The organism is Vibrio litoralis DSM 17657 (assembly GCF_000426765.1).
Taxonomy (GTDB): domain Bacteria; phylum Pseudomonadota; class Gammaproteobacteria; order Enterobacterales; family Vibrionaceae; genus Vibrio; species Vibrio litoralis.
Genome location: NZ_AUFZ01000019.1, coordinates 36,487 through 49,334 on the forward strand (window position 1 = coordinate 36,487; position 12,848 = coordinate 49,334).

Annotated in this window: 9 protein-coding genes; 2 read left to right on the forward strand and 7 right to left on the reverse strand. The window is 43.5% G+C overall.

The features are described from left to right. Positions 1-2: 2 nt before the first annotated feature. The 3 genes from K358_RS18225 to K358_RS0108270 form a co-directional block, all read right to left on the reverse strand. Complete coding sequence (locus tag K358_RS18225; RefSeq protein WP_051241241.1) at positions 3-1,373, reverse strand: NCS1 family transporter; 1,371 nt, start codon at positions 1,371-1,373, stop codon at positions 3-5. 62 nt (positions 1,374-1,435) lie between these two features. Further along, a complete protein-coding gene (locus tag K358_RS0108260) occupies positions 1,436-2,125 on the reverse strand; it encodes an aspartate/glutamate racemase family protein (RefSeq protein ID WP_027696375.1) in 690 nt (229 codons plus the stop codon). Between the two features lie 312 nt (positions 2,126-2,437). Continuing rightward, positions 2,438-3,325 carry an ArgP/LysG family DNA-binding transcriptional regulator gene (locus K358_RS0108270; protein ID WP_027696376.1) on the reverse strand — a complete coding sequence of 296 codons (888 nt, stop codon included), beginning with the start codon at positions 3,323-3,325 and terminating at the stop codon, positions 2,438-2,440. 125 nt (positions 3,326-3,450) lie between these two features. On the opposite strand from K358_RS0108270, the gene K358_RS0108275 reads away from it, so the two are divergent. Next, positions 3,451-4,074: a LysE/ArgO family amino acid transporter gene (locus K358_RS0108275; protein ID WP_027696377.1), complete on the forward strand. Its 624-nt coding sequence runs from the start codon at positions 3,451-3,453 to the stop codon at positions 4,072-4,074. A 318-nt stretch (positions 4,075-4,392) separates the two neighbouring features. Here the strand turns inward: K358_RS0108275 and K358_RS0108280 are convergent, their stop codons facing one another. Both K358_RS0108280 and K358_RS0108285 read right to left on the reverse strand, forming a co-directional pair. Continuing rightward, a complete protein-coding gene (locus tag K358_RS0108280; protein WP_027696378.1) occupies positions 4,393-6,006 on the reverse strand; it encodes an isocitrate lyase in 1,614 nt (537 codons plus the stop codon). Positions 6,007-6,170: 164 nt separating this feature from the next. Further along, on the reverse strand, positions 6,171-8,339 hold the full coding sequence (locus tag K358_RS0108285; protein ID WP_051241249.1) for a malate synthase G: 2,169 nt from the start codon (positions 8,337-8,339) through the stop codon (positions 6,171-6,173). A gap of 259 nt (positions 8,340-8,598) precedes the next feature. Here K358_RS0108285 and K358_RS0108290 point away from each other — a divergent pair, with 259 nt between their 5' ends. Further along, positions 8,599-10,131: a DUF3612 domain-containing protein gene (locus K358_RS0108290; protein WP_027696380.1), complete on the forward strand. Its 1,533-nt coding sequence runs from the start codon at positions 8,599-8,601 to the stop codon at positions 10,129-10,131. A 133-nt stretch (positions 10,132-10,264) separates the two neighbouring features. Here K358_RS0108290 and K358_RS0108295 read toward each other — a convergent pair whose 3' ends face one another. Both K358_RS0108295 and asnC read right to left on the reverse strand, forming a co-directional pair. Beyond that, positions 10,265-12,151: a PhoX family protein gene (locus K358_RS0108295; protein WP_051241242.1), complete on the reverse strand. Its 1,887-nt coding sequence runs from the start codon at positions 12,149-12,151 to the stop codon at positions 10,265-10,267. A gap of 210 nt (positions 12,152-12,361) precedes the next feature. Then, positions 12,362-12,826 (reverse strand): transcriptional regulator AsnC, encoded by a 465-nt coding sequence (gene asnC / locus K358_RS0108300; protein WP_027696382.1) that lies wholly within the window; start codon positions 12,824-12,826, stop codon positions 12,362-12,364. Positions 12,827-12,848: the final 22 nt, after the last annotated feature.

A 12,848-nucleotide genomic window follows, 5' to 3' on the forward strand; every position in this document is an offset into this window, starting at 1 on the left:
TTTTAACTTTCTGATGGTGCTCCTCTAAGGTTTGAGCGACGCTGAAAAGCATTAGCCGTGTATTCGTCGTGTTTTGCTATCCATGCTTTCATTAAAATATAGTAAGACATCGCTCCTGCTATCGTTCCTACAAACCATGAAATATCGATAAAGATTAACGCCAAGATTGCACCAACTAGGCTAGCAATCAAAGCTGCAGGATTAACTTTCTTCCATTTTGAATACATCTCACCTTCATATAATGCATCAGGTTCATAATGTCTTTTATGGATAACAAAGTAGTCGACTAACATAACCCCTAATAATGGCCCCATTAGTGCCGAAATACCCGCCACAAATAATAGGAAGAAATCAGCTTGCATGATGAGCCATGGGAAGGTGAATACCGCAAGTATGCCAATTATCGTACAAGCTTTTGCCCATGAGATCTTAAACACATCCATTGCAACAATCGCGGGTGGAATGATATTAGCTACAAGGTTAGTTGTGATTTGAGCTAGCGCAATAAAGAACAATATAAAAGCGCTCACAATCTCTGATGGAACATATTGGCTAATAACATCAACAGGGTTCCATAAACCAACCGCTGCTGCTCCTATGATCCCTATAAGAGGCATTAAAATACTTGGCGGTAAAACCCCTAAAATATGAATGTTCATATAAGTTGTTTGGCTGACGGTCTTTTTAGGAATGAAGCGGGTGTAGTCAGAAACATTTAAGAATAAGGCTGAAAAATTACCGGTAACAGCCGTAATCCCCAACCAAAAAGGTAGAGCCCAAGTGCCCGGGATATCACCAACCTCGCGGACCTTTCCGCCAAACTGATCAATGAATAAAAAGAGTAAGTAGACTAATCCAAACATAATGAAAATAGAGCCTATAATCTCTACCCATTTGATTGAATTCATGCCTCTAGCTGAAATCCAGATTTGAATTGCTTGGAAGGAGAAAAACCACACCCAGACGTTATCAAAACCAAAGCTTTGCATAACAATACTATTAATCGCTTGGGCACCTAACCAAGTTTGAATTCCGTACCAAAATATAGCGGGAAAGCCTCGTAAAAAACCGGGGATTCTTGATCCTATTAACCCGAATGATGAGCGTAATTGGACAATCATTGGGATACCGTACTTCCAACCAGGTTGACCATTAACCGCCAGCATCAGTGCGATTAGAATATTAGCGATAACTAGAACTGTCATCGCTTGCCAGAGGTTCATTTCTCCAAAAGGAGGTATTAAACTGGAGCCTAATAAAAAAGCACCGACCATGACCGCATCACCCCACCACATCGCGACGTAAGCTTTCGGGCCAAAAATTCGTTGTTCATTATCAGGAATTGCGTTAATACTTGTTTGTTGCATTGACATAAGTAATCTCCATATTACCCCACCGTCAATAGATAGCTATTTTTTAGCTTTCGATAAGTGAGTTATTTTTCTCTAGGGAAGTCATAGCTAATTGCTTTACTTGTGGATAAATTCATTTCGACTAACGATTCAGCAAATTTCATCCCGGCAATAACACCATCGACAACAGGAACGTTAAGACGCTCACTGAGTTGAGATGCCCATCCAGACATTCCACCACAACCCAAGATCAAGCATTCGCTTTGGTCTTTTTCTAATATCATTTTTGCTTTTTCATAAATGATATTAAGGGCGTTGTCTGAATCTTCTAATGCCAGTACAGGTAAATTAGCTGCATGGATACCAACACAGTTTTTATCTAAACCATACCGCTCAGCATTTTCCTTCAATATGTTTACCGAGCGTTGCATCGTAGTTAATACCGAATACTTGCGGCTAATAAAACTGGCGGCGTGTAGTGCCGCTTCTCCTATTCCGATTACGGGTACTGAAGTCACCTCTCGAGCGGCATCAAGTCCAGTATCGTCAAAGCAAGCAATCACAAACGCATCAATGTCATGGCTCTCCTTAATCAGTTGAAGTGTAAAGAAGCTCGCTTGTATACCATCGTAAGCTCCTTCAATACTTCTTACTCCTTGCTTAGGATTAGTTACCACCAGTTCCGTTTTGGGGTGGATAAAAGGTAGGCAAGCCTGTTCTATCCCCTTAGTAAAGGTTTCCGTAGTGTTGGGGTTTATGATCATTATTTTCATAATTCTCCTTATTATTAGGGCTAGGTTTCGTTTAACTATTACGTTGTTTTTCATTTTTGTATTATTTGTTTTGGTGTTGTTTTTATTTTGTACTTCATAGGTGATAAAAATGTATACAATGTGTTAAAAATTAAACCTAGAGGCGCAATGGGGGTTAGTACAGAAATGAAAGGCGATTGTGTGATATTGGTTGTCGTTTTTTTATTAAGTTATTGATTTATTATTCATCAATTACAATTAGAGGTGCGGCTGAGCGAGGCATTGAAGAAGTAGAGCTAATTGGAGTGATTGATTAAAGTCAGATCAAAGGTTTTAAAAAATTAATTGCTTTATTTTTTTGGATACAAGGAGGGCGGATAATTTATCTAAAACCGAGCCGCTTTGGTGCCAATAATGCCAGTATAAAGGAACATGGATACCTTCTCGGTCGGGGAAAATATCCACGAGTTTATTGGCAAAGGGCTGAGCTTGAATCATGGGTAAGATACCATAAGCTTGCCCATTTAAGATCATGTCGGCCAAGCCTTCGCTTGATGGGCAAATATGGTAGGGGAATTGGGTAGGTAAGCCCCATTTTTGAAATTGCTGTTTTTGCAGCTTATCGTCTGCGCCAAAAATCACTGCTGGAGCAATCTGTAATATGTCAGCAAGGTCTTGTTCCGATTGTGGTGTTTCGAAGTACTTACTCTTAAAGTCTGGTGAGCAATAAAAACGATACTCCATCGTGCCTAAATACTCACAACGAATGCCAGATAAGGTTTTATTCGAACTGCATAAACAGCCCATAGCTAACCCTTCTTCGAGGTGCTTTAAGCCTTCGCTTTGATCTTCAATTAAGATGTCGAACATTACATTATGTTGTTGATGGAAATCTTTGGTCGCTTTAAACCACCAAGTGGCGAGACTATCGGCATTGATGACAATTTTGAGTGGGTGGGAAACGCCGTCTTCACCGAGTAGATGATGCAATTCGAATTCGAGTTGCTTGACCTTCATGGAGTGATTAACCAGATTTTGTCCAGTTGGTGTGAGGGTTAAGTTCTTACCTCGTTGCACTAAAATGGCACCAACGCGTTGCTCTAGGTTAGTAATTCGTTGTGAAATGGCTGATTGACTAATATTGAGTTCTTGTGCTGCTGCTTCAAAACTTTTCAGCGCTGCAATTCTTTCCAGTGATTCTAATAACTTGTAGTCAAACATGCCCGCGCCTTGCTTAAGTAATTCTTATGAAGCTTTAATTATTTTAATTTTAACTTAAGTGTTTTGTAGCGCAATATTAGCGTACATCAAATGTGAGTGAACAATAATAACTAGGAATAGAAAACATGTTGAGTGTGGCACTAAAGGGAGCGTTTGTATCAGGTAGTCTCATTGTAGCGATTGGTAGTCAGAATGCCTTTTTGCTTAAATCCGGTTTGAAAAATAACTATGTGATGCTGGTGGCGACCATTTGTTTTCTGGGTGACATTTTACTGATCAGCACTGGCGTGTTGGGCGTTGGTGTCTTATTGCAACAAGCGCCTATTTTGACCGAAATCTTAACTTTAATCGGTATTGCCTTTTTATGTTGGTATGGATTTTTATCAGCAAAATCAGCGTGGCGTGGTCAAAGTCATTTAGATATTGATAACTCGGAAGTCAGTCGCAATTGGCTCAAAGTCGCGATGATGACACTGGCGATGACCTTTTTAAATCCGCATGTCTACCTCGATACGATTGTTGTGTTAGGTGGGATTACCTCCTCATTAAGTTTTGAAGAAAAGCGTTGGTTTTTGGTCGGTGCTTTAACGGCTTCTGCGATTTGGTTTTATGGCGTGGCGTATATTGCCAAAAAGTTGATCCCATTTTTTGCTAAGCCGAAAACCTGGCAAATTTTAGATACGGTGATTGCGGTGATTATGTTTTCGATAGCAGCGGGGTTGGTGAGGGGATTGGTTTTTAGTTCCTAGTTTTTAGGAGCGTTGCTCGGTGCTCGGGCACTACGTTGCTCGTAACTCGAAGTCGTGCGGTTGGGAAGTGAATTCATCATTCAAAAAAGCGAGGTAGGAGTGTCGTTTAGAATCTTCCCCAGAGATTCTAGTCTTTTTCTAGCTACGAGCAGCTACGCGGCCGAGATTCCGAGCCTCGAATGACGATATAAAAAAAGCTTCATCATCTACCGTTAGCTGGGAGATGAGAAGCTTTTGGTTAAGGGTACGGTTATTGTCGAGTCTCTTGGCTCTTAACTCGGATCTCGAGCGAAGCGTCCTCGAGACTCGTCACTTTTTTTATGAGAACTGATTCATCGTATTATTCTCACCCGATGCTTTCAGCGCTTGGTCACCCGAGAAGTACTCTTTGTGATCATCACCGATGTTGGAGCCTGACATATCTTGGTGTTTCACCGAAGCCAAACCTTGACGCAGTTCTTTACGCTGAACGCCAGCTACGTAAGCCAACATACCTTGCTCACCGAAGTAGTCTTTCGCCAAGTTATCGGTTGAAAGCGCTGCAGTGTGATAAGTCGGTAGCGTAATCAAGTGGTGGAAAATACCTGCTTGCGCCGCCGCATCACGTTGGAAGCTTTGGATTTTCGCATCCGCTTCTAGTGCCAGTTCAGAACCGTCATACACTTGGCTCATTAACTGGTCACGGTCGTAAGCGGATACATCTTGACCAGCCTCTGCCCACATATCGAATACTTGCTGGCGGAAGTTTAGCGTCCAGTTGAACGATGGGCTGTTGTTGTACACCAATTTAGCATTTGGGATCACTTCACGGATACGATTTACCATACCGGCGATTTGACCAATATGCGGTTTTTCGGTCTCAATCCATAGTAGATCGGCGCCATTTTGTAGCGAAGTAATGCAATCGAGTACTACGCGAGCTTCACCTGTATTTGGTTTAAAGCGAACCAAGCCATTTGGCAGGCGAGTTGGCTTAATCACTGCATCACCTTGTTTAATAACCATATCACCTGAGTTCAATTCGCTTAGTGATTGGATTTCAACCCCATCAATGTAAGCGTTGTATTGGTCGGCTAAATCGCCTTCGCTTTGTGATACTGGGATTTTTTGGGTAAGCCCTGCGCCTAGTGAGTCAGTACGCGCTACAATTACACCATCTTCCACGCCAAGTTCTAGAAACGCGTAGCGAACCGCGTTGATTTTCGCTAAAAAGTCTTCATGTGGCACGGTTACTTTACCGTCTTGGTGACCACATTGTTTCGCATCTGATACCTGGTTTTCGATTTGAATACAACATGCACCCGCTTCAATCATCTTCTTCGCAAGTAGGTAGGTCGCTTCTTCGTTACCAAAACCGGCATCGATATCGGCAATGATAGGTACTACATGAGTTTCGAAATTATCGATCTGCTTTTGTACCGCTTGTACTTTGACTTGATCGCCTGACGCTTGCGCTGCATCGAGCTCTTTAAATAGATGATTGAGCTCACGTGCATCGGCTTGTTTTAAGAAGGTGTACAGCTCTTCAATCAGCATTGGCACTGAGGTTTTTTCGTGCATCGATTGGTCAGGTAGTGGACCAAACTCAGAGCGCATTGCGGCGACCATCCAGCCAGAAAGGTACAAGTAACGGCCACGAGTCGTTTCAAAATGCTTCTTAATTGAAATCATTTTTTGTTGGCCTATAAAGCCATGCCAGCAACCTAGAGATTGGGTGTAATTGGCAGAGTTTTGGTCATAAGCATCCATATCTTCACGCATAATTTTTGCAGTAAAGCGTGCAATATCAAGCCCCGTACGGAAGCGATTTTGTAGGCGCATACGAGCCACATATTCCGGCGTGATAGCATTCCAAGTGCTTTGGCTCTCAATGGTTTTTTGCGCTTCAGTTAGTTGATGCTTGTAGCTATTTTGGGTTGTCGTGTTTGGCATAATGATTCCCTTCTATGTTTTCGTTGCTAGAGCGCTTCGCTTCTCGTGTTTCGTTGCTCGGACGCTCTGCGTTTTTCGTTATTGGATTTGGTATGTTTTTATCGTTTTAGGTGCGCTGCACTTCGATAAACGAGCAGCGTAGCGCCCTAGATTCGAGATTCGTTTTAACCTTTTGCCCAAACCCGATACTGATGCAGTAACGGTTCGGTATAGCCACTCGGTTGATTACGGCCTTGGAAAATCAACTCTCTTGCGGCTTGAAACGCTAGGCTTTGCTCAACATTTGGCAGCATCGGTCGATAACCTTCAGAGCCTTCGTTTTGTGCATCAACTATCTGTGCCATTTTGTGCATGCTGTCCATCACTTGCTCAGGGCGACAAACTTTGTGTAACAACCAGTTGGCAATGTGTTGGCTGGAAATACGCAAGGTGGCGCGGTCTTCCATTAATTCGACATTATTAATGTCAGGCACTTTTGAGCAGCCAATTCCCATCTCAACCCAGCGCACTACGTAGCCTAGGATGCCTTGAATGTTGTTATCGAGTTCCGCTTCAATTTGTTGTTGAGAAAGCGTTTCTTCTAGTAATTCAAGGGTTAATAAATCCGCTTGATTAGTCGGTGTGCGCTCAGCAATCATTTTTTGTTCGGCAAACACGTCTACCTGGTGATAATGCAAAGCGTGCAATGTGGCCGCGGTCGGCGACGGTACCCAAGCAGTATTTGCCCCCGATTTCGGATGAGCCACTTTGGTCGCCATCATGGCTTTCATTTCTTCTGGCATTGCCCACATGCCTTTGCCAATTTGTGCTTTACCAGTAAAACCACACGCTAGACCCACTTCGACATTGTTGTTTTCATAAGCTTCAATCCAGGTTTGCTGTTTAATATCCGCTTTCGGTTTAAAAGCACCGGCTTGCATACTGGTGTGAATTTCATCGCCAGTGCGGTCTAAAAATCCGGTGTTGATGAATACCACGCGTGATTGTGCGGCGCGGATACATTCTTTTAAATTAACGGTAGTGCGACGTTCTTCATCCATAATCCCCATTTTGATGGTATTCGGCTCAAGATCGAGCATGTTCTCTACACGTTCGAATAGCTCATTGCTGAATGCCACTTCTTGTGGGCCATGCATTTTCGGTTTAACGATATAAATGCTGCCAGTACGACTATTGGTCACGCGACATGCCTGTGGGTTCTTAATTTCAATCGCGGCGATAAGTGCCGTGATCACCGCATCAATTAAGCCTTCCGGCATATTTTTGCCTTGCGAGGTTTGCACTAAATCACTCGTCATTAGGTGACCAACGTTACGAACCAGTAGTAATGAACGGCCATGCAAGTTGTAGTCATCACCATTTTTATGGGTGTAGCTACGGTCGCAGTTCAAGCGGCGGATCTGGGTTTGATTGCCTTTGCTGATCGTGGCCGTTAGGTTGCCAGTGATTAGGCCAAACCAATTTTGATAGGCTTCAAGTTTGTCTTGGCTATCAACGGCCGCAACGGAGTCTTCAAAATCCATAATGGTTGAAAGCGCCGATTCCACTTGAATGTCATCTAAACCTGCAATGTCATGCTTACCAATTGCGCCTTTACGGTTAATGATTAACTCAATGTGCAAACAGTGGTTTTTCAACACGATAGAAGTCGGCTCTACATCAGGGTTACTTGAGGCAACAAACTGGCAAGGTTGTGCTAAGCCCGATTGACTACCATCAGGGAACGTCGCCAATAAGTGATGGAAATACACCGAATAGCTTTGAACGTCGTGATGTGAACCTTGTTTTAGTGGGAAGTTGTCATCTAAAAAGGTTTTAGCGAAATCAATCACATGTTTGCCACGAGCGGGATTGTATTTCTTACCCGCTTTTAATCCTTCCGATTGAATAATGATGTCGCTACCGTACGCCGCATCGTAAAGGCTACCCCAACGAGCATTGGCTGCGTTAAGTGCAAAGCGAGCATTTTTAATCGGCACTACAAGTTGCGGCCCTGCTAGTGTGGCAATTTCTTGATCAACATTTTGGGTGCTGATTTGGAAGTCGTCGCCTTGTTCAACTAGGTAGCCAATTTGTTGTAAAAATGCCTGATATTCGCCTTGATTAAATTGAGGGTGACTTTTGTGCCAATCATCAATTTGAGTTTGTAGGCGAGTACGAGTTTCTAACAATTCTTGATTCTTCGGTGCAAGATCATTGAGAAGTTGGCTGAAGTTAGCCCAAAATTGTTTTTGATCGAGACCGGTTAGTGGCAACACTTGTTGATTGACGAATTGAACTAGCTCGGCATTGAATTGGTGTTGAGTGGCTAATGTTGTCTGTGTGCTGGTCATTGGACCATCGATAGTATGTGCTAAGTTCATATTCATTCCCTCATGTTACGACTCGTTTTTGTAGCAGTGGCGATGATTTGATATTGGCTTTTTGACTATTTGTTTTTTGAATCACTGATCTCTCAATTAGTGACCGCTGTCTTAAAGTTGAACATCAAATGCTGCTTTTTCATCCTGTGACTAAAAGAATAGCGATAAACTGAATAAAATTTCACAAAGAAAATTACACAGTGTAAATTTTACAAATACGAGGTCAGGGATGAAGGCATCAAGTTCGTTAAATAGACAGTCACACTTTCTCGGTACCAAAGTTCGTAACTTACGGAAACGTAACGGTTTAACTTTGGAAGACTTATCATCACGTTGCATTAAAATTGACCCTGAAGACGCGCCTTCGGTGTCGTACCTTTCGATGATTGAACGAGGCAAGCGAGTACCAAGTGAAGCGATGTTGGATGTGATCGCACAGGTATTTCAAAAGCCGCTGCACTGGTTTTTAGATGATGCCAGTGAGGAGCAAGAAATCACCCCAGAAAAGGGCAGCCGTGGTGGCATTAATGGCATGGTACTTGAACCAAGCTTTTTGTTTTCTAATGATATTTTACAAATCGCCATTCCAGAAATGCTGTCGCAAACCGGCACTACCGGGCATCAATTTGCGCACCTTTTAATTCGTGCTCACCAAGAGCACCATCAAAACCATTTTCCTGATCTCGAAAAGGCGGCGGAAAAAGTCGGTCAAAAACGCATGCCGTTGTCGGTCGAGGATTTATTGGATATCTGCCAAGAGGTTGGGGTAAAAATTAAATGGTTTGATGAGCCATCACAAGATGTGGAGGATCTTCATGGGGTGAAGTCCAAACATATTGTCCGCTCTTATGCAGAAGCGCCGGGCGTGATTCGAATTAACCGCGCACTTAAAGCCACGCCAGAAAAACTTAAATACGATTTAGCAGTACACATCGGCCATAAAGTGTTGCACAACAGTGATGGTGAAAAGCATGTGATTGCTTCGGATAATCGTAATTTATCCACCTTAATGCCCGATCAAACACGGGATGTGAATAGCCTAGATTCCAAACATATTCTGCAAGCGTGGCGCGATTTTGAATGTTCATTTTTTGCTGGCGCGTTGTTGTGTCCGAAAGTGCCATTTCGTCAGTTGCTCGACCGCCATGGTTATGAGATCAGCGTGAGTAAATTAATCGGTGTGTCAGAGTCGGTGGTGATGCGACGTATGACCGCGGTTTCACCGTATCCTCATTGGCACTATTTCGATGCTTATAATCCGGGTAAGTTGAAAGCGGTTTATCGCGGCAATGGTATTCCTCTACCTTGGGGCAATATGCGAATGGTAGAAGATCCGTGTCAGCATTGGTCGGTTTTCCGCATGATAGGCATTCCGGGTAACACGCCAGTGGCGCAGATTTCCGTGCTGAATCAAGATGGTGTGCCGCATATTTATTGTTGTGAGTCGGTTAAAGTCAAAGACATGGCGGGCAATTATCATGTGTTGTGTTCGGGAGTCGATTTAAACCCAGCCCTAGAAGCACAAGGGGAAGATGCGGTTGCCATTGCCAGTGCTCTACAAAAAGAATGTGTGCGCAAAGGCGGTCAATGTGAGATCCCTTATCAAATTAAACAGCAACTACTCACCGTGGCGCGGATATTAAATATCAATTGGATTGAGCGTGGCATCGAAAATCAAGCGAGGGTGATTTGTTCGCGGGGCGGCATGTGCCCAAGGCAGCCGAGGTGTTACAAAGAGAAGTCCCTAGTTCCGAGTTCCTAGTTTCTAGGTGGTGGATTAAGGTTGACTAGGTGGTATAAAAAACCAGAAGCGCGCGTGGCGTTTCTGGTTTTTGTGTTTTTATCGCGACAGTGTTTTTCTAGAGACTAGGAACTAGCAACCTAGGGTCCGCTGTTTACGCTCCTACCACTCCACCATCTTCTCGAGTAATTTTGATGACAGTAGAACGTGGAATACCATCGATTGCCGAGAAACTATCGCTTGGGTGCTGGATGCCGACAAACAAGGTGCGATTATCCGGACTAAAAGTAAGACCGGTGATCTCACAACCAATTGGGCCGGTTAAGAAACGTTTGATTTCACCGGTATTAGGATCGCCACATAACATTTGGTTGTTGCCCATCCCCGCAAAATCGCCCGAGTTGGAATAGTTACCATCGGTTTGGATCCACAAGCGGCCAGCATTATCAAAGCCAATGCCATCAGGGCTGTTAAACATATTGTCTTTATTGATGTTATCGCTACCCGATCTTGGATTATCGTTTGAGTATTGCTCAGGATTACCGGCTAATACATAAATATCCCAGAAAAATTGGTCGGAATCATGGTTCCCATTTTTCGGCTGCCAACGAATGATATGGCCATAGATATTATTTTCACGTGGGTTAGCTGCGTTGATTTCTTGCCCCTCACGAACTCCGCGGTATTTGTTATTGGTGAGAGTACAAAAGACTTGCTCATTATCTGGATGAACCGCCACCCATTCAGGTCGGTCCATGGTGGTAGCGCCAACTTGAGTGGCCGCTTGGCGAGTAAAGATCAACACATCCGCTTGGCTATTAAAGCCATTTTCTGGGGTTAAACCATTCTTACCAAAGGTCAATTCAATCCATTCACCTTTGCCATGCATTTCACCGTCTTTTGCGGTAAATTTCGCCACATACAGAGTACCTTCATCGAGTAAATCTCGGTTAGCTTCCGGTTTGTGCGCTTTGTATTTGCCTTTCGACACAAACTTATAAATATGCTCACCACGCTCATCATCGCCAAGGTAGACCACCACTCGGCCATTTTTGTTGATGGTTAATGCGGCATTCTCATGCTTGAAACGACCTAATGCGGTACGTTTTTTTGGTTTTGAATTCGGGTTCATTGGGTCAATTTCAACTACCCAACCATGACGGTGATTCTCATTGGGCTCTTTTTCAATATCAAAACGCTCATCAAATTGATGCCAGTTAAATCTACCATTGCCCGAATAAATGCCATAGCGTGCATCTTCGGCTGGAACATCAACCTCGTTTTGACTACCAAAGAAGCCATTGAAATTTTCTTCACAAGTCAGGTAAGTGCCCCAAGGGGTTGCACCATTGGCACAGTTATTAAAGGTGCCGAGAACTTGCGTGCCGGTTGGGTCGGCATGGGTTTTAAGTTTATCATCACCAGCCGCCGGGCCAGTTAATTCCATTTCTGTATAAGCGGTGATGCGGCGGTTTAATCGGCCGTTGACATTGGTTGTCCAGCCTTGCGGTCCCTTGCTTAATTCAACAATGGATACTCCAACCGCAGCTTGTGATCGACGTACTTTATCCGCCGTCAGGTTTTGTCCTTGATCGGCGAATAAGCTGTCGTAATCGGTGCTTTCATTATTAACCGCCAGCACTGCGCGATCACGGCTCAATGGCAAAAATGTCATACCATCATTGTTATCACCAAATTGCTTTTCTTGATCCGCGGCAGAATTAAATTGAGAAAAAGGTGCAGCCGTTGGGTGAATTGCATCACCCCACGCAATAAGAGGTTCAGCTTGGTAACCTGTTGGAACAACGATGGTATCTAGTGTTGAGGTTGGGATTGCTTCAAATCCTAGTAATGGCTTAGCTTTCGGTGGGCGCACCATCGCATTGGCAATTGGTGAGGTGGCAAAAAAGGCCACTGAACTGCCCGCGGCGGCTGTTTGTAAAAAGCGACGACGGCTTAATCCATTTTCTATGATTTGCGAAAAATCTGAAGATTCGGTGGTTAAGTTATTGGAGTGATCACCGTGTTCGATATGACTCATAATTGCATTCCCTTATTTTTATATAGCAGTCTTATATACCTGCACACGCCCATTGGTAAGCGGCTTAAATGAAAAACAGGGCAAAGGCTAAGGGAGAAATATGAAAACTAGATGATGGTTTTTTTAACTAATTAAGTCACGAAGTCTGTGTGTGATAAACATGATGGTTAAGCGATAAGAGCGCCAGATGGCGCTCGAGATTGGCAACGTTTATGGATTGACGTTGCGATTAATAGGGTTTTGCAACGAAATGAGTGTTTCAGTGGATTGTACTTCATCAATCGCTTGTAGTTTATCGATCAATACATATTGTAGCTCTTCGATGTTTTTACACATCAACTTGACGAAAATATTATAGGCACCGGTAGTGTAGTAGGCTTCGACCACTTCATCTAATGCGTTGAGTTTTTCAATTGCCGAGTGATAATCTCGCGCCGCATTTAAATTAATGCCAATAAAGCAACATACGTCATAACCAAGTTTTTTGGCATTAACAATGACTTCGGTGCCTTCGATTACCTTAGCGGCTCTCATTTTTTCAACACGAACATGCACCGTGGCAGGGCTAACATCAAACCGTTTGGCCATCTCAGCATAAGGCGTTCGTGCATCTGCCATTAAAATTTGCAGAATCGCTTTATCAAGTTCATCTAACCGAACGTTAGGATCGGGCATGTTGATTCCTTTTTAGTGTGAA

Excerpts from the sequence above, each read along its gene's own strand:
- K358_RS18225 (WP_051241241.1), bottom strand. The coding sequence starts at position 1,373 with ATGTCAATGCAACAAACAAGTATTAACGCAATTCCTGATAATGAACAA.
- K358_RS0108260 (WP_027696375.1), bottom strand. The coding sequence starts at position 2,125 with ATGAAAATAATGATCATAAACCCCAACACTACGGAAACCTTTACTAAG.
- K358_RS0108270 (WP_027696376.1), bottom strand. The coding sequence starts at position 3,325 with ATGTTTGACTACAAGTTATTAGAATCACTGGAAAGAATTGCAGCGCTG.
- K358_RS0108275 (WP_027696377.1), top strand. The coding sequence starts at position 3,451 with ATGTTGAGTGTGGCACTAAAGGGAGCGTTTGTATCAGGTAGTCTCATT.
- K358_RS0108280 (WP_027696378.1), bottom strand. The coding sequence starts at position 6,006 with ATGCCAAACACGACAACCCAAAATAGCTACAAGCATCAACTAACTGAA.
- K358_RS0108285 (WP_051241249.1), bottom strand. The coding sequence starts at position 8,339 with ATGACCAGCACACAGACAACATTAGCCACTCAACACCAATTCAATGCC.
- K358_RS0108290 (WP_027696380.1), top strand. The coding sequence starts at position 8,599 with ATGAAGGCATCAAGTTCGTTAAATAGACAGTCACACTTTCTCGGTACC.
- K358_RS0108295 (WP_051241242.1), bottom strand. The coding sequence starts at position 12,151 with ATGAGTCATATCGAACACGGTGATCACTCCAATAACTTAACCACCGAA.
- asnC (WP_027696382.1), bottom strand. The coding sequence starts at position 12,826 with ATGCCCGATCCTAACGTTCGGTTAGATGAACTTGATAAAGCGATTCTG.